Here is a 19,284-nt window from a genome sequence, read left to right as displayed (position 1 = left end):
GGCAAAGGCCGGGAAGGTGGGGCGGTCCGCTGGCAAAGGAGAGACAGTCATGCAGAACATCAAGGTGAACCGTGGCGCCATCCTGCGCTCGGTCGAGCAGGGCCACATCAAGCAGGACCACCCCGACTTCCAGCCGGGCGACACCGTCCGCGTGGAGACCAAGGTCGTGGAAGGCAACCGCACCCGCAACCAGGCCTTTGAGGGCGTGGTCATCGCCATCAACGGCTCGGGCAGCCGCAAGAGCTTCACGGTCCGCAAGATCTCCTTCGGCGAGGGCGTGGAGCGCGTCTTTCCCTTCAGCAGCCCGCTGCTTGCCAAGGTCAGCGTGCTGGAGCGCGGCAAGGTCCGCCGCGCCAAGCTGTATTACCTGCGCGAGCTGCGCGGCAAGGCCGCCCGCATCAAGAACGACCGCAGCCGCGTGATGAAAGACGCCGCGCGCGCCGGGCAGGCCCGGGCGGACGCCCAGGCCCAGACCGCCGCCGTGCAAGACGCCCCTGTGCAGGACACGCCCGCCGAGACGCTGGGCGAGTAAAGCCTTTCCGCTGCGCCGCACGCCGCCTGCCCCCTTGCCGGGGTGGGCGGTTTGCCGTGGCTGGCCTGCGGCGGGCCGCCTGGGCTGCTAGGCTGGCTCGCGTGACCCGCTCGCCCGCCGACCTGCCGCTGCTGCTCGCCTTCGATCTCGACGGCACCCTGATTCCCGAGCAAGGCCGCGAGGTGCCCCCGGCCACCGTGCAGGCCCTGGCCCGCCTGCGGGGGCTGGGGGCGCGGCTGGCGATCATCACCGGGCGGGACGCGGCCCCCGGCCCGGTGTGGGAGGCCGCGCAGCCCGACGCGGTCGCCACCAACAACGGCGGGCGCATCGAGATCGGCGGGCAGGTCCACGCCGAGGCCCGCTTTTCGGCCCACGAGCTGGAGGCGGTGCTGGCCCACGAGCTGGAAGACGCCCGGGTGGTCGTGTTCACCCCGGACGCCCTGTACGTGGACCTGCCGCCCGGCACCCAGCCGGAAGGGTGGATGCGCGCGCGCCAGGTCCGGCCACTCGCGGAGGCCCCCGCCGACGGGGTGCTCAAGGTGGGCTTTTACCATCCCGGCGTGGCCGACTTCGCCGCGCGGCTGCGCGACCTGCACCCTCAGCTGGTCCTGACCGGCGCGCAGCCCCCCTACGAGCAGTTCTTGACCGTCACCCCGACCGGCGCGCACAAGGGCGCGGCCCTGACCCTGATCGCGGACGCGCTGGGCGTGCCGCTGGAGCGCACGGTCGCCTTTGGCGACAGCGACAACGATGTGGCGATGCTGGAACTCGCCGGGCACGCGGTGCAGCTCGGCCACCTGCCGCTGCTCGCCCCCCACGCCCACGAGCAGGTCGCGGGCCCCGACGCCCTGGGTGAGTACCTGCACAGGCTGGCCGACCAGTTGCAGGCTACAGCGGCTCCACGCGGCTGATCTGCCCGCCCCTGAGTTCCAGCCGGTGCGTCAGGCCCGGCGGCGCGTCTTCTGCCCGGTGCGCCACCACCAAGAGGTGCGTCCCGGCCCGCGCCAGTTCCGGCAGCAGCGCCAGGAAGCGGGTGCGGGCGGCGGGGTCGAGGAAATCCAGCCCCTCGTCCAGCAGCAGCAGGCGGGGCGCGTGCAGCACGGCCCGGGCCAGCAGCAGGCGGCGCAGTTGCCCCTGCGAGAGCGTCGGGGCACGGCGGTCCAGCAGCCCGGTCAGGTCCAGCCGCGTGGCGAGGACCTCCAGCGCCGCCGCCTGCTCGGGGGTCAGCTCCGGCGCGAAGCCTTCCGCGCCGCTCCAGGCGCTTGCCAGCAGCTCGCGGCCGGTCCAGTCCCGGCGCTGGCGGATGCCCACCTCGGCGCCCACCAGCCCGGCGCTGCGCCGCCGCTCGGTCAGCCGGTCGCGGGCGAGCAGGGGCCGCTCGATGTGGCCCCCCAGCGCGGGGTGCAGCTCTCCGGCGATCAGGCGGGTCAGGGTGCTTTTGCCGCTGCCGTTCTCGCCCGTCACCAGCCAGTGCTGCCCGGCCTCCCAGGTCCACGAGAGCGGCCCCAGGGCGCGCCGCCCATTGCGGTAGACCTCCACCTCGCGCAGCCGGATCAGGTCGCCGGACCCCGGGGGCCGGGGCAACACGACCTGCGGGCGGGGCGCTGGCGCTCTTCCGGTGGGTCTCTCCTGCTCCAGCTGCCCGCCCACCACCCGCAGGGTGCGCCAGGGCAGCCCCGGCACCTCCTCCGGGCGGTGGGTGGCGAGGACCACGGCGGTGCCCGAGGCGTGGACCCGCGCGAGCACGCCGCCCAGCTCGGCCCGCGCTCCGGCGCTCAGGCCGTCGGTGAATTCGTCCAGCAGCAGCGCTTCGGGAGCGGGCATCAGCGCCCGCGCCAGGATCACCCGGCGGCGCTGCCCGTGGCTGAGCGTGCGGAAATCCCGCGCCAGCAGCGCCCCCACGCCGGTCAAGGCCGCGACCGTCTCCAGCCGCGCCAGCGCCTCTGGCCCCGGCTCCCAGCGCCTCAGGGTGTCCCCCTCGTATCCGGCCAGCAGCACGTCCCGCGCGGTCTGGAGCCAGTCGCGCGTGAGGTAAAAGGCCTCGGCGTCCGGCCCCACCACCGAGAGGGTGCGCCGCGCCCGCACCGCCGAACGCTGCACCCCGCCGCCCAGACCGTAGATCCGCTCGCCGGAGACCGGGGCCAGCTCGCCCGCCAGCAGCCGCAGCAGGCTGGTCTTGCCGCCGCCGTTGGGTCCCAGCAGCCGCAGCGCCTCGCCGGGCCGCAGCCGCAGCCAGACGCCGCCCAGCAGGGTCTGGCCCCCCGCGCGCACCGTCACGTCCCTGAGTTCGATCAGCGGCGGGGGGCGCGGCGGGAGGAGCATCGCCCACGAGTGTAGCGGGCAGGGCGAGTGCAGCGGTGGGGGAGAGGCGAGGCCGCAGGGCGGGCCGTGCTTTTCTCCGCCCACGACTGGGAGCTGGGCGGCCCTCCCGGTGCTGGGCGCTCCCCTCGCGGCCGGTCCAGCCAGTGCTGGCTTGCACGGGCACCCGAGCACCTGTGCGGCGCGTGCTCAAGCTGCTGAACAACTCCTGCCGCTGGACGGGTCCGCGCGGCGGCGGCGGGAACCTTCCCCCTGAGCGCGGCGTACCCGGCAGTACAGGAGGCAACATGGGATTCACGATCTTCGTCGTCGTTTTGCTGCTGCTGGTGGTCGTCACGTTGCTCGCCGGGGTCAAAAGCGTGCCGCAGGGCTACGAATGGACCCAGGAGAGGTTCGGCAAGTTCCAGCGCACCCTCAAGCCGGGCCTCAACCTGATCATTCCCTACATCGACCGCATCGGGCGCAAGATGAACATGATGGAGCAGGTCCTCGACGTGCCCTCGCAGGAGGTCATCACCAAGGACAACGCGCTGGTGACGGTGGACGCGGTGGTCTTCTACCAGGTGCTCGACGCGGCCAAGGCCAGCTACGAGGTCCGCAACCTGGAGGTGGCGACCCTCAACCTCACCATGACCAACATCCGCACCGTGATGGGCGGCATGGACCTCGACGAGCTGCTCTCGAACCGCGACCAGATCAATGCCCGGCTGCTGCTGGTGGTGGACGAGGCGACCGCACCCTGGGGCATCAAGGCCACCCGCATCGAGGTCAAGGACATCCGGCCGCCCGCCGACCTGGTCGCCTCGATGGCCCGCCAGATGAAGGCCGAGCGCGAGAAGCGCGCCAATATCCTCGACGCCGAGGGCTTCCGGCAGGCCGCGATCCTCAAGGCCGACGGCGAGAAGCAGGCCGAGATCCTCAACGCCGAGGGCCGCCGCCAGGCCGCCTTTCTGGAGGCCGAAGCCAGAGAGCGCAGCGCCCAGGCCGAGGCCGAGGCCACCCGCATGGTCAGCGAGGCCATCGCGGCGGGCAATGTGCAGGCGATCAACTACTTCGTCGCGCAGCGCTACGTGGACGCCCTCAAGGAAATCGCCAGCGCCCCCAACCAGAAGACCTTGATCCTGCCGCTGGAGGCGACCGCCATGCTGGGCAGCCTCCAGGGCATCGCGGAGGTGGCGCGCGAGGCGTTTGGCAGCGGCAGCGCGCGCACGGCGGCCCCCTCCATGTCCTCGTCGGCCGTTCCGGTCGGCACGCGCCGGGGGTAGGCGGCTATGCTCCCCAGCTTCGAGTCCGTGCAGCCGTGGCACTGGTGGGTGCTGGGCGCCGTCCTGCTGATTCTGGAGGTGGCCGCGCCCGGCATCTTCTTCGTGTGGCTGGCGCTGGCCGCCTTCAGCCTGGGGCTGGTCGTGTTCGTGGTGCCGCTGCCGGTGGCGGTGCAGCTGCTGCTGTTCGCGGGCCTGAGCCTGGCCGCCGTGCTGATCGGTCGCCACTACGTCGCCCGGCTGCCGGTCGGCGGTGAGGAGGGCGGGGATCTCAACCAGGGGGCCTCGCGCTTCGTGGGCCGCACCGTCACCGTGACCAGCGCCATCGAGAACGGCGTGGGCCGCGTGCGGGTGGGTGACAGCGACTGGCGCGCGACTGGCCCCGACCTCCCCGCCGGGGCGACCGTGCGGGTGATCGGCGCCGACGGGGCGACCTTGCAGGTGGAGAAGACGGCGCTGGAACAGGCGCTGGAGCGCGGGCGCTGACCTGCGCCCCGGCAGACAGCGCAAAAAGCCCCCTTCCGCGCTGGGAGGGGGCTTTGCGGGGAGCGCTGCTCAGCGCTTGCTGAACTGGGGCGCGCGGCGGGCCTTTTTCAGGCCGTACTTCTTGCGCTCGACCTCGCGGGGGTCGCGGGTCAGCAGGCCCTTGGGCTTCATCTGGGCGCGGAAGTCGGGGTTGACCTTCAGCAGCGCGCGGGCGATGCCCAGCTTGATCGCGTCGGCCTGGCCGCTGGGGCCGCCGCCGGTCACGGTGATGACGGCGTCGTAGCGCCCGGCAGTGCCGGTCTCGCGGAACGCCTGAAGGGCGTGGACGGCGCGCAGCAGGCCCCGGAAGTAGGTCTGGAACTCCTTGCCGTTCACGATGATCTTGCCCTCGCCGGGGCGCAGGAACACGCGCGCGATGGCGGCCTTGCGGCGGCCGGTGCCGTAGAACTGCTCAACTTGCTGAATCGCCATGATTACCGGACCTCGAGCTTCTGGGGCTTCTGGGCTGCGTGGGGGTGCGTCTCGCCCGCGTAGACCTTCAGGCGGCTGTGCATCGCGCGGCCCTGGCGGCCCTTGGGCAGCATGCCGAACACGGCGTGCTCGATCACGCGCTCGGGGTGCTTTTTCAGCGCCTCGCGGGCGGTTTCGGTCTTGAGGCCGCCCTGGTAGCCGGTGTAGCGGGTGTACACCTTGCCGTCGAGCTTGCCGCCGGTCAGCGCGACCTGCGCGGCGTTGAGCACGACCACGAAGTCGCCCTGGATGATGTTGGGCGTAAAGTCGGGGCGGTGCTTGCCACGAATGCGGCTGGCGATCAGGGTCGCCAGGCGGCCGAGCGGCACGTTCGCCGCGTCCACCACGATCCAGTTCTGCTCGTCGTTTTTGGGAACAAAGGTTTTCACCGTAGAACTCCGTCAATGTGGGATTTGGCTGCGAGTGCGCCCCGCCCCGCTCGGGGGAAAGCTTCAGGCGTGCGCCTCCGGGTGCCTCCCGGTCGTTCCGGCCCTACCAAGCGCGAAACACTAAAGGTCAAGGTATCAGAGGGCAGGGGGGAGGGGCAAGGGCACTTGGGGCGGGGACTGCGCCTCAAGCTGGCGCTGAACAAGGTCCCAGTTGTTCTCGAAGTGCTTCATTTGAGAAGCGTTCAGGCGTGCGTCAAAGGAGTCGGGATTGCGTGGACGGGACCAGGGGACTTTGCGGCCCTCACGTAGATCAGGTTGGGGTGGGCAACTTGTCGGTCGCCCTTGTCCACCTGACGGGTACCGACGACCTCCAGATTAATCCAGTTGTTCGCGGGAGACAGCCACTGAAGGCCCCTGGCTGCCTTGACCTGAATCGGGATGGAACGGCACTGCTCATCCGCCACCAGCAGGTCGAAAGCGGGCACGTTTCCGGCAAAGGGTGTCGCAACAAGGTCCAGTTGCCGCCCCAGCTCGGCACACACCAGGAACTCCCCGATTTGCCCGGTGAGTTTGTTGCTCATTCCACCCGCCATTTCACTCCTCCCCCAGCAAAAACCTGAGCGCCCCCGGCAACCGCTCCGCCCACGCCGATTCGTGGTGCGTCCCCTGGGGGTCGGCCACGAAGCGCAACCGCTCGCCCATCCCCTTGTCCAGCAGCAGGTCGCGCATGGCGTGGGCGTCTTGCCAGTAGGCGCGCTGGCGCTCAGGCTCGCCGGGGCCTTCCCGCCCGCCGATGTCGAGCCAGATTCGCCCCGTGGGGGTGGGGCTGGTCTGCACGCGGGTAAAGGCTTCGACGGGCGCCGTCCAGAAGGCCGGACTCATCACCCCGGCGTGCCCGAACACGTCCGGGCGGGTCAGCAGGGCGTGCAGGCTCACCAGGCCGCCCATGCTGGAGCCGATCACGACCGTGCTGTCCGGGCCGGGAAGGGTCCGCAGGCTGCCGTCCACCAGCGGCTTGACCGTTTCCGACAAAAAGGCGACGTAGTCGTCCGCGCCGCCCCCGCCCAGGTCCGGCAACTCGGGAGTGGGGGCGGCGCTGTACTCGTGGAATCTCCGCTCGCCGCCGTTGGGGATGCCGACCGCGACGGCCTCCAGGCCCTCCTGCGCGAGCCGGGTCAGCGTCTCGTCCGCGCCCCACTCGCCGCTGAAGCCCGTCGCCGCGTCGAAGACGTTCTGGCCGTCGTGGAAGTAGACGGCCGGGTAACGGCGCCCTGGCTCAGCGGCGTACGAGGGCGGCAGCCAGGCAAGCAGGGTGCGGGCGGCGTGGTGTTCGTCTGCCACCCCCTCCCACTGGAGGAGCGTGCCCGTCACGGTGCTGTCCGGCCTCGCCGCGTAGGGCTGCCAGCTCACGCGGTCCCCTCGGTCAGGGCTTCCAGCGCCAGCCGGTAGCCCAGCAAGCCCAGGCCGCTGATTTTCCCCTTGCAGACCGCCGCTGTCACGGACCGGTGCCGGAACTCCTCGCGGGCGTCCACGTTGGAGATGTGGACCTCGACCACCGGGAGGGGCTGCCCGGCGATCGCGTCGCGCAGGGCGTAGGAATAGTGGGTCAGCGCACCGGGATTGAGCACGATGCCGCTGAAGCCGTGGGCTTCCGCGTCCTGAATCCACTCCAGCAATTGCCCCTCGTAATTGTTCTGACGGCAGGTGACGGGCACGCCGAGTTCCGCGCCCCATTCCTCACACAGCCGCTCCAGGTCTTCGAGCGTCTGCGAGCCGTACACGCCGGGTTCGCGCAGGCCGAGGCGGTTCAGATTCGGGCCGTTCAGGACGAGAATCATGCGGGCAGCGTAACAGGGTGGGTGCTCAGGGGGCCATGAGAAGGGGCGAGAGGTCGGCCTGCCAGCCGCCGTACTCCCGCCGCAGCACGTCCTCCGGCACCCGGCTCAGGTAGGGCCGCGCGAGGTCATGCAGCAGCACAAAGCGCACGCCTTCCGAATCGGCCTTTTTGTCGCGGGCCATGTAGGGCCACACGTCGTCGAACGCGAGGGCCGGAAGGGGCCGGGGCCGCTGCCAGCGCAAGAAGGCCAGGGTGTGCCCGGTCAGGTCCGCGCCGCCCAGCGCCCGGCTGAGCCGCGCCGCGTAGTGCATCCCGTACCCGACCGCCTCGCCGTGCGGGACCGCGTGAAGGGTCGCGGCCTCCAGCGCGTGCGCCAGCGTGTGGCCGAAGTTGAGAAAGGCACGCTCGCCCTGCTCGGTCGGGTCGCGGGTCACCACGTCCGCCTTGACCCGGACGGCGTCCGCGAGGGTGGGTTCCAGATGGGGGCCACCGGGCCGGAAGTCGGGCGAGAGGACGCGGGCCAGCAGGCTGGGGTCCGCGATCAATCCGTGTTTGTACACCTCGGCGGCGCCCTCGCGGAAGACTTCGGGGGGCAGGGTGCCCAGGGTGTCGGTGTCGCACCACACGGCGCGCGGCGGCCAGAAGGCGCCGACCAGATTCTTGCCCTCGGGCAGGTTCACGCCCGTCTTGCCGCCCACCGCCGCGTCCACCATGCCCAGCAAGGTGGTGGGCAGGGTGTAAAAGGCGACCCCGCGCAGGTGGCTTGCCGCCACGAAGCCCGCGAGGTCGGTCGCCGCGCCGCCGCCCAGCCCGACCACCGCCCCGTCCCGGGGGAGGTTCGCCGCCGCCAGCCGCGAGAGCACGTCCGCATACACCGCCAGCGTCTTGCAATCGTCCCGGGCCGGCACCTCGACGGTCACCAGGGGAGACAGGGCCGCCTGCGCCGCCGCCACGAACGCCGGGGGCAGGTCCGCCGGGTGGATCAGCGCGACCTGTGATTCGGGCACCCGCACCCCCGCGAGCAGGCCGGGGCCGACCGTCACCGGGTAGGCTCGCTGGCCGCCGACCTCAATCCGACGCACGGTCCGCCAGTTCGGGCACCCGCCCGGGGTCCGTCTCGCCCTCCCAGGCGGCGTCCGCGTCGGCCCAGGCCCACAGGCGCTCGACGACCTCCGCCACGATCTCCTCGGCGGGGCGGCCGTCGCTGTGGACGTGGATCGTACCCTGGCGGTAGAGCGGCTCGCGTTCATCCATCAGGGTGCGGATCCGCGCGAGGGGATCGGGGGTCTTGAGCAGCGGGCGCTCGGAGTGGCGGGTGCGCTGGTAGACGGTCTCGGGGGTGGCCCACAGCACCACGACGGGGCCACGTTCCAGCAACCGGCGGCGGTTGGCCTCGTGGATGAAGGTGCCGCCCCCCAGGCTCACGACCGCGTGGTCCAGCCGGGTCACCCGCTCGACCACCTCCGACTCGCAGGCGCGGAAGTAGCCCTCGCCCTCCTGCGCAAAGACTTCCGGGATGGTCTTGCCGACGACCCGGGTGATCAGCTTGTCGGTGTCCACGAAATGCAGCGCCAGCGCCCGCGAGAGTTCCCAGCCCACGCGGCTCTTGCCGGTGCCCATAAAGCCCGCCAGCGCCACCCAGGTGACGGGACGCTCGATCAGGCCGGACCCGTTCATGGGGGACAGTCTAGAGGAAAGCCCCCCGGGCAGCGTGACGGGCACACCCTCCGGCACGTCGGGCTATCGCAAGGCGGCCTCCAGCGCCGCCTCGATCCTGGGGGCGAGGGGAAGGGCCAGGTCAGTAGGCCCGCGCGTAGGCCCGCGCCGCCTCCAAGCGCTCCTGAAGTTCCGGCAGGGTGTCGCCCCCGAACTTCTCCAGCAGCGCGTCGGCCAGCACCCACCCGATCACGCATTGCAAGATCACCCCGGCGGCGGGCACGGCGGTCGTGTCGCTGCGCTCGCGGGCGGCGTCCGACGGCTCGTGGCTGACCACATTGACGGTCGGGAGGGGCTTCATCAGCGTGGCGATGGGCTTCATGGCGACCCGCACGATCAGTTCCTCACCGTTGGTCATGCCCGCTTCCAGGCCGCCCGCCGCGTTGGTGTCGCGGGCATACGTGCCCTCCCGGTAGTACACCGCGTCGTGAACCCCGCTGCCGGGCCGGGCGGCGTTCTCGAAGGCCCGCCCGATCTCCACGCCCTTCATCGCCTGCACGCTGAGGCACGCCTGCGCGATGCGCCCGTCGAGCTTGCGGTCCCAGTGCGCGAAGCTGCCCAGGCCCACCGGCAGGCCCCGGAAGCGCACCTCCAGGATGCCGCCCAGGGTGTCCCCGTCCTTCTTGGCCTGGTCGATCCGCTCGCGCATCCGCTCGGCCGCGTCCGCGTCGGGGGTCCGCAGGTCGCTGTCCTCGATGGCGTCCAGCGCGTCCCAGGCGAAGGGCTGGCGCGTCTCGACCCCGCCCAGGCTGGAAACGTAGTTCGCGCCCTCCACGCCCAGTTCCGCGAGCAGCCGCAGCGCCACCGAGCCGACCGCCACCCGCGCCGCCGTCTCGCGCGCGGAGGCCCGCTCCAGCACGTCCCGCAGGTCACGGTGGCGGTACTTGATGCCGCCGGTCAGGTCGGCGTGGCCGGGGCGGGCGTCGGTCAGGGCCTTCTTGCGCGGCTCCCCCCCTGGCTCCGGGGACATGATCTCGGTCCAGTTGCGGTGGTCGCGGTTTTCGATCACCAGCGTGACGGGAGCGCCCGTCGTGCGGCCCGCGCGCACGCCGCTGAGAATCTGCGCCTCGTCGGTCTCGATCACCATCCGGCGCCCACGCCCGTAGCCGCCCTGCCGCCGCCGCAGCCAGGGGTCGATGTCGCCCTTGCCCAGCGGCAGCTGTGACGGCAACCCCTCGATGATCGCCGTGAGCTGCGGCCCGTGCGATTCCCCGGCGGTGAGGTACCTCATGCGGCCGCCGGACGGGGGCGGGGGAGGAGGCGGGCGGCCTGGAGCGGCGTGGGGGTCATGGGGCGACTGTAGCGCCGCACCGGGCGGCCCTGGCGGGGCCTGCCCAAACAAACACGCCCCCGGAGTGGGGGGCGCGTGAGAGGCGAGGCGAACGGCGGCGCGTTACTTGACGACGTTGCCGGTGATGATGACCAGCAGTTGTGTCTGGCTGCGGTTGGTCGACTGCTTGCTGAAGGCCGGGCCGATGATGGGCAGGCTTCTGAGGAAGGGCACGCCGTCGTTCGACTTGGTCTCGGAGGTGCCCAGCAGGCCGCTCATCAGGACCGTCTGGCCGCTCTTGAAGGTGATGGTGCTCTGGGCCTCACTGTTGGTGAAGTTCAGCAGGTTGGGCAGGGCGGTCGTGGGCAGCGCGCCCGCGATGTTGTTGACCTGCCCGCGCACCCGCAGCGTGACCGTGCCGTCGGGCGCGACCTGCGGCTCGAAGAAGTCGAGGTTCAGGCCGTAGTCGATCTGCTTTTCGATGTTGCCCGCGCTCGACGGGATGTTGATCTCCAGCCGCCCGCCGCTCTTGATCGAGGCGGCCGCCCCCGCCGAGGCGTTTTGCGAGTTGGTCCCGGTGCCCAGCGAGCGCTGCCCGCTCTGCATGGTGATGTTGCCGTCGTAGACGCGCTTGGTAAAGCCCTGGGTTTCCAGCGCCTGCAAGGTGGGGAACACGTTGAAGCCGACCAGGCTGCGGGTGGGGTCGAAGGTGGCGCCCAGCCCGCCGCCGCCCAGCGACACGTTGAAGCCCCCGAAATTGACCTTCCAGTCCATGCCGAGCGTGCGCGCCGCCGTCTCGTTGATCTCCTGAATCCGGACCTGCACGTTGATCTGGGGCACGACCTGATCGAGCCGGGGAATCAGGTCGGCAATCTGATCGACCTGCGGGGCGGTGCCGCGCACGATCAGGGTGTTGGTGCGCTTGTCCGCGATGATCGTCGCCGCGTTCGCGGCGGCGGGGGCGGCCGCCGGGGCCTCCTGGGGCGCCTGCGCCGCACTGGTGTTCGTGGTCGGCACCGTCACGGTGATCGCGTTGCCGTTCGCGTCGGTCGCGTTGACGGGCACGTTGGCCAGCGGCTTCTCGGGCGTGACCTCGCGGGCGAGCGTGCCCTCCAGCGTCGCCTTGACCTCCTCGGCACTGGCGTTCACCAGCTGGAAGACGCGCTGCACGGTCTGGGCAGGGTTGGGCGCCGCCCGGTCCACCTGTCCCAGCAAGGCCAGGGCCGTGTCGAGCTGGGTCGGCGGCCCCGTTAGGACCAGTTGCCCGGTCTGCCCGACCGGCGTGACCTTGAGGCCAGAGAACTGCGCGCCCAGGAGGGTCACAATGTCGGCCTGCTGGCCCTTGACGGCGTAGACGCGCTGGATGGCGGCGGTCTCGGCCGGGGCGGGGGTCGCGGGGGCGCGGTCCACCTGTCCCAGCAGGGCCAGGGCGGCGTCGAGCTGGTTTTGCGGCCCGGTGATCACGAGTTGTCCGGTCTGCCCCACGGACGTGACCCTGAGACCCGGGTACTGCGCGCCCAGCAGCGCCACGGCGTCGGCCTGCGCTCCCCGGACGGTGTAGATGCGCTGCACCTCTGTCTGGAGAGCGGCCCGGACGCCCGCAGGCTGGACGGCCACGATCTCGGCGAGCAGCCGCTCGACCTGCGCGACCTCCTGATTGGTCCCCCGGATGATGACGCTGTTGGAGGCAGGCTCCGCGATGATCCGCAGGGTGGCAGAGTCGAGAATGATCTCCTCGCGCGTCTCCTCACGGGTGGTCGTGGAGGTGCTGGCCGTGCCCGGCGCGGCGTTCTGGTTGCTCTGGCTGTTGCTGATCATCCTCAGGCTTCCGAAGGAGAGCTTGAGCTGCCGCTCCACTAGCGCCGAGCTGAGGCTCGCCGGAAGCTGGACGATCTTCTGCACGGGCCGGGCGGTGACGCGCAGCACGGGCCTCCCGCCGATACGCAGCGTCTCGTAGCTCAGGCCATAGAGGTCGAGGACCAGCGGCCACACCTCGTTGAAGGGCTTGTTGACCACGCTGTAGGTCACGAGCATGGGGGCGGCGCCGGCTCCCGGCTGGCCGCCTGCCGGGGCCGCTGCGGCGCCGGAGCTGCCCGCCTGCAAGATGGCCTCCACGCCGGGTTCCAGCACAATCTCGTACCCGGCGCTTTTGGCGAGGGCCAGCAGCATGGAGGTCAGGTCGCTGCCTGCGCGCCGCAGGTCAAAGGTGACGGCGGCGCCCGAGAGCTGTGGGTCGGCGGTGCGCGCGGGAAGGGCGGCCGTCCCCTGGACGGGGGCGGAGGGCTGCACGGAAGTCTGCGCGGCGGCCATGCCGAGCGCGGCGGTCAGCAGGAGGGCGTATCTCTTCATGGCTCACCTTGGGTGGAGGTCGGGGAGTTGAGGTCGAGGATCTGGGTTTCGGGGCCGAGTTCCAGCGTGACGCGCTCGGCGCTGATCTCACGCACGACCACGTCCGAGTCGGGGAGGGTCTGGCCCTGGGCGACGACCACGAAGCCGCCCTTGGAGCGCAGAATCGCGGTGTTCACCGGGCCGAGCACCACGGCGTCGAAGGCCAGCTCGCGGGTCTGCACCAGCGTGGCCAGCGGGCCAGCCGCGCCGCTCTCCACCCCACCAGCGCCGAGTTGGGTGATGGGCTGAGGGGTGCCGGGCGTCGGCAGGGCCGTGGGGGCCGCGCCGCCCGCGCTGGCGGCGGTTCCCGGCTGCTCGGGGGCGGCCGCCAACGTGCCGTTCAGATCGGGGCTGGGCGGCACGCTGACCCCCGCGACCGGAGGCCGGGCCGGAGCCGGGAGCGCGGCGGGGGCCGCCGGGGGCCGCACCGGGGTGGGGGCGGGCAGGACGCGGACCGGGGCCGGGGCCGTGGGCCGGGAGGCAGGCGGGACCGCTGCCGGACGGGTCACCCGGACGCTGCTGGGCTTGGCCGCGCTCGCTGGGCGGGAGCTGGGTCTCACCGCGACCGGGGCCGGAACATTCGCGCCCGGCAGGGTGGGGGTGGGGAAGGCGCCGCCCGTCACGCGCGGCGAGGGGACGGCCACCGGCCCGGGCGCCGCGGCACCGGAGACCCCGGTGCCCGGCAGGGGAGAGAGGGCCAGCGGGCCGCTGGACGTGCTGGCACGGTCGCTGCTGGTCGTAGCGGGCGCGGCGGAAACGGCCGGGGTCTGGGCCACGGGCGCGGCGGGGGGCGTGACGGGCGCGGCGGCGCTCTGGCCGTCCGGAGTTTGACCTTCGCCTTCCAGCGCCAGGGGCCGGAAGGGGTTGACGCCGGGCAGCGCCGCCAGGGCGGTGTCGGGATTGATGCCGCCGGGGGCGGGGAGAGCTTCAGGCTGCGGGCCTTCGGCGTCCGGGCCGTCCAGCGTGCCGAAGGCGGGGATGACCGGCACCTCGCCCTGGCCGCTGGGGGCCACCTCGACGGGGGCGCCGCTGGCGGGGGCAGCGCTGTCCGCCGTGGCCTCGGGAGTCGCAGAAGCCTCGGCGGCAGGCGTCGGGGCTGCCCCCGACTGGGCACCTTCCGTCTGGGCCGGGTCGCTCTGCGGGGTCGCGGCCCCGGCCAGGTCGTCTGCGGAGCGGTTGCCGGTCCACACGAACCAGGCGCCCAGCAGGGCCAGCAGCAGCAGGGTCGCCAGCGCCAGCTTCATCTCGCGCGAGAGCTTCAGGCCCGCGCCCTTGCTGGGCGGGCGGGCGGCGGAATCGCCGGTCACTGGACGCCTCCCTCGGGCGCGGCGGGAGGAGCGGCGGGGGCCTCGGGGGCCGCGCCGCCCGTCCCCGGGGTGCCGCCCTGGGCCGCCTGCGGATCGAAGGTATAGACCGTGAGGTTCAGGGTGCCCTCCAGCGTGGGGTTGTAGGACGTGGCCTGGGGCAGTTGCAGCCCCACGCCGCCGACATTGGCAAAGCGGTTCATGGTTTCCAGCGACCGCAGCGCCCGGAACACCTGGGCAAACTGGCCGCTCACGCCCAGGTTCAGGTTGATGGGCCGCACGCCGCCCGGCAGGCCCTCGCCCGCCCCGCTCTGCACGGTGAAGGTGGTCAGTTCCGCCCCCGCCGCGCTGACGTTGCGCCGCACCTCATCCAGCACGGTGCCGAATTGCGCGGTGGCGGGCAGGGCGCGCAAGAAGGCGTCGCGTTCGACCTCCAGCCGGGCGACCGTCGCCTCCAGCTCGGGCAGGTCGCGCTGCGCGGCGCGGTAGGCCGCAGCGGTCAGGCGGGTGGTGTCCAGCTCGCCCTGAATCTGGGTGATCTCCTGCTGACGGGCCTGGAAGCGCAGCAGGTACCAGCCCAGCAGCCCCAGCACGCAGGCGGCCAGCACCGCGAAAAAGAGTGACCGGGGCGCGAGCTTAACGGACATCGCTGCCTCCGTCGGCGGGGGTGGCGGGGGCGGGGGCCGCTGCGGCGTCTGCGGTCCCTGCTGGGGTCCCGGCCGGGGTCCCGGCAGCGGGGGCCGGGGCCGCGCCCACCAGCCCGACCGAGGCGGCGAAGGTGTAGCGGCCCGTCTCGCCCTCCTCTTGCAGGCTGCGGAAGTTCACGGCGAAGTTGGGGCTGTTCTCGAAGGCGTTCAGGAAATTCACCACCGACTGCTGGCTGCGGGCGGTGCCCGAGAGGTCGAACTCGCGCACCACGTTCTTTCCGGCGTAGACGCCGCCCTGTTGCAGGCTGGTCAGCGCGCCCGCGTCGAGCGGCTTGACGTTCATGGAGGTCACGGCCACGCCGCCCCCACTGGGGAGCTGCGCCGAAAAGGCCGCCACGTCGTTGGTCCAGTAGGTCTTGGCGTCCCGCAGCGTCTGGGCGACCGCCGTGACGCCCTCCAGGGTGCGGCGGGTCGCCAGCAGCTCGTCGTGTTTCTGCTTGGTGGGGGTCAGCGCGGCGATCTCGCCCTGAAGCAGCGCCTGCTCGTCGCGCAACTTGCCGATCTGGTGACTGACCAGCCACTCGGGAACCAGGATGGCGGCGGCGGTCAGCGGCAGCAGCGCCAGGGCCGCGAGCTTCCAGCCGTCCCCGCCGGAGCCGCTGCGGCGGCGGTCCGCCTGCGGCAGCAGGTTGATCTCAACCATGCGGCACCCCCCGCAGCGCCAGCCCCAGCGGCACCGTGAACTCGGCGGCGTGGGTCTGGAGGTAGCCGGGGTCGGCGTTGGCCTGGTCGGTCTGCACGGTCAGCCAGGGGCTGGCGACCTCCACCCGGAAGCCCAGCGCGTCGCTGATGGCCCCCTCCAGGCCGCGCAGTTTGGCCCCGCCCCCCGCGATAAAGGTCCGGTCGATGACCACGTCGCCCGACTGCACCCGGTAGAACTCCAGCGATCTCCGCACCTCGGTGACCAGGTCGGCCAGCACCGGGCGCACGACCTCGAACACGCGCGCGGGGCTGTACTGCTCGCGGGCGAGGTCGAAATTCAGCAGGTCTTCTTCGTTCTCGGTCGGCAGCCCGGCCGCCGCGTAGCCCAGCTTGATCTCCTCGGCGGCGGCGAAATCCAGGTCGAAGGCCTTTTGCAGCGCGGTGGTGAAGTCGTCGGCGGCCACCGAGATGTTGCGCGCCATCAGGATGCGGTCGCCGCGCACCAGGCTGATCACGCTGCTGCTCGCGCCGATCTCCAGCACCAGCGCGACCTCGCCCGCCTCGGTGTAGTTCAGGCCCGAGAGGGTGGTCTTGTTGAGGTGCTCGCCCAGCAGGTTGCCGCGCAGCGCCCGCAGCGTGGCAAAGCTCTTGAGGTCCACCACGGTCGGCTCCAGCCCCGCCAGCCGCAGCACCTCGACCTGCCGCGCGACCGCCTCGCTGGGCGCCGCCGCGATCACGGCCTCCATCTGGCCGTCTTCGGGCACCTGGGCGGGATCGTCGAGCAGGTCGAAATCGAGGTTGACCTCGTCGATGGGGTAGGGGAGGTAACGCTCGGCCTCCCACTTGATGGCCTCCTGAAGGTCCTTGCGCTCCATGCGCGGCACCATGATGTTGCGCGTGACCGCCGACTGGTTGGGCACGGCGGTGACCGCCTGACGAACGGTGATCTGGTGCTCGGCCAGCAGTTTGCGCAGTTCGCTGGCGACGGCCTGCGGTTCGATCACCAGGCCGTCGCGCATGCTGCCGATGGGCGTCGGCACCATGACCGCGTGCTGAAGCACCGGGGGCGAGCCGGGGCGCAGCGCCACCACCTTGATGGCGCTGGTGCCGATCTCCACGCCGATGGCACTCTGGCGTGGGCGCGTGAGGCGTTGTAGCAGGCTTGACATTCTCCCTCCAGGCGTCCGGCGGATGTTAACTTCTTCTCATCGAGGCCAACACTTGCCTGACAGCGTGGACGGCGGGCTGGACAGGACAAAGAAAAGGTTCGGGCCGCATGAACGGCTCATGCAACCACCCCCCCCGTCACCGAACTCTGACAACGCCACAACGCCGCCTGACACGCGCCTTTCTGGGTGGCGCGGCCCGGCGGCCCGTTGGGTGGAGATGCCCCCGGAAGATGAAGACGGGTCGGCGCAGCGGGAAGCGCCCCGCGCTAACGGCGGACCGGGGTCAGGTCCACGCCGAAGATGCCCACTGCGCCTCCCGGCGAGACGGTCACCACGTCGCCCCCCACCACCCCGACGCGCCCCGGGCCATGCGGCACGCTCGCCAGCACCCGCCCCGCCGCGTCGAGGCGCTGCAACGTGCCGCCCGTCAGGCGGTAGGTGCCGCTCGGGGTGACCACGCCCGCCACGTCCGCCGACCGCGCGCCGCCCGGCGTGGCCTGAAGCAGCGGCCCGGCCGCCGTCTCGATCACCGCGCCGTCCGCCACCCGCCGCAGCGCCCCGGCCAGGAGGACGTAGTCCTGGCCGTCGCCGCCCGTGATCGCGGCCGAGGGGGCGCCGGGGACGCCGGTCGCGGGCGCTCCGGCAAAGGTCACCGCGCTGCCGTCCTCGCGGTAGGCGCGGGTGTTCGACAGGGCCACCACCCGGCCTGCGGGCACCGAGCGCGCCGCCCGGTCGAGCGTGACGAGCAGCCCCGCACCCGGCAACGCGGCCCAGGCGTCCCCCCCGTTCCAGCCGACCCCGACCGCCGCCCCCGGCAGCCGGGGACAGACCGCGCGGTACGAGGGCGCGCGGGCCACGCAGGCTTTGCCCGCGTCCACCCAGACCCAGGCCACCCCCTCCGGCGCGAAGGCGGCGCTGAAGGCCGGAGCGGGCGTGCGGGAGGTGGTCGCGGGGGCGCAGGCGGCGAGGAGCAGCAGGGGGGTCAGCAGCAGGGGGCGCATGGGCCGATTGTTCAGGAAAGTATGCTGTGGGGCATGAGGTTCCCCATCACCGCGTTGCGGCGGACCCCCGAGGAGAAGCGCGACGTGGCCCTGAGCTGGCGCCGCCCGGACCTCCCCTTCTTCGCGGCGGGCGCGTGTCATGTGCTCGCCTTCGCGTTTCTGGACGCCTATCCGCGCTCGGGTTTCCGGCCCCGGTTCATCCGTCCGGCACCAGGCTGCGGCGGGAGCCACGTCTACGTCACGGATGGTCTCACCGCCTTTGATGCGCAGGGCTACGTGCCCGAGGCGGAGTTGCTGGCCGGGCACCGGGCCGCCTATCTGGCCCTGGACGCCGGGTGGCGGGCCGAGGTGCTCGACCTGGAGGTCCCCCTGGCCGAGTTCTGCGCGGCGAATGATCACCGCGCCCCCTGGAACTTTCCGCCCGGGGTCTGGGAACGGGCGCACCTTTATCTGGGTACGTTTCCGGCGCCCGCTTCGGCCTCACGCGCCTGAAGCAAAGCCTCCACCACCACGTCCAGCCCCACGCCCTCCTGCGCCCGCCGCTCGGAGGTCCACGAGATGCCCCGGCTGGCCTTGACGAGCACCACGTCCCCGTCCCGCACCTCCGCGAGCAGGTCGGCGAGCAGCTCGGGAACGGTGGAAAAGGCGCGGTCACCCAGTTCGGCGGCAAAGGCGCCCACCCCGTAGGTCAGGTCGGCCTGTTCCCGCGCGTGGGCACCGACCTGCGCGTGCAGCTCGCGCTCGGTCTCGCCCAGTTCCAGCATTCGCCCCAGCACGCTGACCCGGCGGCCCGGAAAGGCGGCCAGCGCGTCCAGCGCGGCGGTGACGGCCAGCGGCGAGGCGTTGTATGCGTCGTCGATCACGGTGAAGCGGCCCGGATGGACCCGGTAGCGGCCTCCCGGCACCTGCACCCCGGCGAGCCGCCCGGCGGCCTCGGCCAGCGGCAGCCCCGCCTCCGCCGCCAGCGCCAGCCCCAGCACCGCCGCCTCCGCCTGTACCCGGGAGGCGAGCGGCAGCGTGACCGGCACGCCCCGGAAGGTGAAGCGGGCGCCCTGTGGGGTCACCTCCAGCCCTTCCCCGGCGTGGGTCACCCCCTCCCCGAAGCCGTAGGTGTCCAGGCCGGGATACCAGGGGGCGGCCTGGGTGCCCACCAGCCCCCGCCTTCCTTCCAGAATCACGCCCTTCTCGCGGGCGACCCCCTCCAGGCTGCCCAGCTGCTCCAGGTGCGCCGCCCCGATGCTGGTCACCACGCCCACGTCGGGCTGCACGAGGTCCACCAGCTCGGCCATCTCGCCCACGCGGTCGATGCCCATCTCCACGACCAGGGGCCGGTCGCCGCTGCCCAGCTCGATCAGGAAGCAGGCGATGGCGGGCAAGGTGTTGTAGACGGGCATGAACTCGGCGTCCAGGGCGGCGGCGGCGTAGCTCTTGGCGGTCGTCTTGCCCACGCTGCCGGTGATGCCCACGACCAGCCGGTTGTGCGCCCGCTGCGAGCGTGCCCAGGCAAAGAGGGCTTCCCGCGCATCACCGACCCGCACCGCCCGCTCCACGTCCAGGTCGGTCAGCACGAAGGGGGCGCCCGCCGCCAGCGCCGCTTCCACGAAGCGGTTGCCGTGCATCCGCTCGCCGGGCAGGGCCACGAAGGCGACCTCGGGACCGGCCTCGCGCGAGTCCCAGGTCAGGCGCCGGGCGGGGCGCGCCCCCGGGTGGACGGCGGCGGCGAAGGGCAGGGCAGCGTGCGGGTCGAGCATG

At 72.2% G+C, this 19,284-nt stretch carries 21 protein-coding genes; 5 read left to right on the top strand and 16 right to left on the bottom strand.

What is annotated here, in order from left to right:
• The first annotated feature begins 49 nt into the window (after window positions 1–49).
• Both rplS and HNQ09_RS05060 read left to right on the top strand, forming a co-directional pair.
• Window positions 50–532, top strand: coding sequence for a 50S ribosomal protein L19 (gene rplS, locus HNQ09_RS05065; RefSeq protein WP_184026357.1), 483 nt, complete (start codon window positions 50–52; stop codon window positions 530–532).
• A 101-nt stretch (window positions 533–633) separates the two neighbouring features.
• Window positions 634–1,443 carry an HAD-IIB family hydrolase gene (locus tag HNQ09_RS05060; RefSeq protein WP_343057618.1) on the top strand — a complete coding sequence of 270 codons (810 nt, stop codon included), beginning with the start codon at window positions 634–636 and terminating at the stop codon, window positions 1,441–1,443.
• Here the strand turns inward: HNQ09_RS05060 and HNQ09_RS05055 are convergent.
• Entirely contained in the window at window positions 1,421–2,854 is a 1,434-nt protein-coding gene (locus HNQ09_RS05055; protein WP_184026354.1) for an ATP-binding cassette domain-containing protein, read from the bottom strand. The genes HNQ09_RS05060 and HNQ09_RS05055 overlap by 23 nt on opposite strands.
• A gap of 284 nt (window positions 2,855–3,138) precedes the next feature.
• On the opposite strand from HNQ09_RS05055, the gene HNQ09_RS05050 reads away from it, so the two are divergent.
• Both HNQ09_RS05050 and HNQ09_RS05045 read left to right on the top strand, forming a co-directional pair.
• Window positions 3,139–4,116: an SPFH domain-containing protein gene (locus tag HNQ09_RS05050; RefSeq protein ID WP_184026351.1), complete on the top strand. Its 978-nt coding sequence runs from the start codon at window positions 3,139–3,141 to the stop codon at window positions 4,114–4,116.
• 6 nt (window positions 4,117–4,122) lie between these two features.
• Window positions 4,123–4,599, top strand: coding sequence for an NfeD family protein (locus HNQ09_RS05045; protein WP_184026348.1), 477 nt, complete (start codon window positions 4,123–4,125; stop codon window positions 4,597–4,599).
• A gap of 69 nt (window positions 4,600–4,668) precedes the next feature.
• On the opposite strand, the gene rpsI is transcribed toward HNQ09_RS05045, so the two are convergent.
• From rpsI to HNQ09_RS04970, 14 genes are all read right to left on the bottom strand, one after another.
• Window positions 4,669–5,070, bottom strand: a complete 402-nt coding sequence (gene rpsI, locus HNQ09_RS05040; protein ID WP_221269636.1) for a 30S ribosomal protein S9 — start codon at window positions 5,068–5,070, stop codon at window positions 4,669–4,671.
• A gap of 2 nt (window positions 5,071–5,072) precedes the next feature.
• The gene (gene rplM, locus HNQ09_RS05035) at window positions 5,073–5,498 is read right to left on the bottom strand and encodes a 50S ribosomal protein L13 (RefSeq protein WP_184026345.1); all 426 of its coding nucleotides are present in this window, start codon (window positions 5,496–5,498) and stop codon (window positions 5,073–5,075) included.
• A gap of 242 nt (window positions 5,499–5,740) precedes the next feature.
• The gene (locus HNQ09_RS05030; RefSeq protein WP_184026342.1) at window positions 5,741–6,079 is read right to left on the bottom strand and encodes a PDDEXK-like family protein; all 339 of its coding nucleotides are present in this window, start codon (window positions 6,077–6,079) and stop codon (window positions 5,741–5,743) included.
• Between the two features lie 13 nt (window positions 6,080–6,092).
• The gene (locus tag HNQ09_RS05025; protein WP_184026339.1) at window positions 6,093–6,908 is read right to left on the bottom strand and encodes an alpha/beta hydrolase-fold protein; all 816 of its coding nucleotides are present in this window, start codon (window positions 6,906–6,908) and stop codon (window positions 6,093–6,095) included.
• The gene (gene aroQ, locus HNQ09_RS05020; RefSeq protein ID WP_184026337.1) at window positions 6,905–7,336 is read right to left on the bottom strand and encodes a type II 3-dehydroquinate dehydratase; all 432 of its coding nucleotides are present in this window, start codon (window positions 7,334–7,336) and stop codon (window positions 6,905–6,907) included. The genes HNQ09_RS05025 and aroQ overlap by 4 nt, the downstream gene beginning before the upstream one ends.
• Window positions 7,337–7,361: 25 nt before the next feature.
• Window positions 7,362–8,417, bottom strand: coding sequence for a 3-dehydroquinate synthase (gene aroB, locus HNQ09_RS05015; protein ID WP_184026334.1), 1,056 nt, complete (start codon window positions 8,415–8,417; stop codon window positions 7,362–7,364).
• A complete protein-coding gene (locus HNQ09_RS05010; RefSeq protein ID WP_380002793.1) occupies window positions 8,404–9,057 on the bottom strand; it encodes a shikimate kinase in 654 nt (217 codons plus the stop codon). Before HNQ09_RS05010 ends, aroB begins: the two co-directional genes overlap by 14 nt.
• Before the next feature lie 76 nt (window positions 9,058–9,133).
• Window positions 9,134–10,282, bottom strand: a complete 1,149-nt coding sequence (aroC, locus tag HNQ09_RS05005) for a chorismate synthase (RefSeq protein WP_184026329.1) — start codon at window positions 10,280–10,282, stop codon at window positions 9,134–9,136.
• Window positions 10,283–10,444: 162 nt separating this feature from the next.
• Window positions 10,445–12,670, bottom strand: a complete 2,226-nt coding sequence (locus HNQ09_RS18780) for a type II secretion system protein GspD (protein WP_246363160.1) — start codon at window positions 12,668–12,670, stop codon at window positions 10,445–10,447.
• A complete protein-coding gene (locus HNQ09_RS04990) occupies window positions 12,667–14,016 on the bottom strand; it encodes a hypothetical protein (RefSeq protein WP_184026327.1) in 1,350 nt (449 codons plus the stop codon). Before HNQ09_RS04990 ends, HNQ09_RS18780 begins: the two co-directional genes overlap by 4 nt.
• Window positions 14,013–14,660, bottom strand: a complete 648-nt coding sequence (locus HNQ09_RS04985) for a type IV pilus inner membrane component PilO (protein WP_184026324.1) — start codon at window positions 14,658–14,660, stop codon at window positions 14,013–14,015. Before HNQ09_RS04985 ends, HNQ09_RS04990 begins: the two co-directional genes overlap by 4 nt.
• On the bottom strand, window positions 14,650–15,363 hold the full coding sequence (locus HNQ09_RS04980; RefSeq protein ID WP_184026322.1) for a fimbrial assembly protein: 714 nt from the start codon (window positions 15,361–15,363) through the stop codon (window positions 14,650–14,652). The genes HNQ09_RS04985 and HNQ09_RS04980 overlap by 11 nt, the downstream gene beginning before the upstream one ends.
• Window positions 15,356–16,531 (bottom strand): type IV pilus assembly protein PilM, encoded by a 1,176-nt coding sequence (gene pilM / locus HNQ09_RS04975; protein ID WP_184026319.1) that lies wholly within the window; start codon window positions 16,529–16,531, stop codon window positions 15,356–15,358. Before pilM ends, HNQ09_RS04980 begins: the two co-directional genes overlap by 8 nt.
• A gap of 266 nt (window positions 16,532–16,797) precedes the next feature.
• A complete protein-coding gene (locus tag HNQ09_RS04970; RefSeq protein WP_184026316.1) occupies window positions 16,798–17,532 on the bottom strand; it encodes a hypothetical protein in 735 nt (244 codons plus the stop codon).
• A gap of 33 nt (window positions 17,533–17,565) precedes the next feature.
• Here HNQ09_RS04970 and HNQ09_RS04965 point away from each other — a divergent pair, with 33 nt between their 5' ends.
• Window positions 17,566–18,024: a hypothetical protein gene (locus tag HNQ09_RS04965; RefSeq protein ID WP_184026314.1), complete on the top strand. Its 459-nt coding sequence runs from the start codon at window positions 17,566–17,568 to the stop codon at window positions 18,022–18,024.
• Here HNQ09_RS04965 and murF read toward each other — a convergent pair.
• A complete protein-coding gene (gene murF / locus HNQ09_RS04960; RefSeq protein ID WP_184026312.1) occupies window positions 17,979–19,283 on the bottom strand; it encodes a UDP-N-acetylmuramoyl-tripeptide--D-alanyl-D-alanine ligase in 1,305 nt (434 codons plus the stop codon). The genes HNQ09_RS04965 and murF overlap by 46 nt on opposite strands.
• Window position 19,284 lies beyond the last annotated feature (1 nt).

It is taken from the genome of Deinococcus budaensis (assembly GCF_014201885.1).
Taxonomy (GTDB): domain Bacteria; phylum Deinococcota; class Deinococci; order Deinococcales; family Deinococcaceae; genus Deinococcus; species Deinococcus budaensis.
This window is presented reverse-complemented; position numbering and strand designations above follow the sequence as displayed.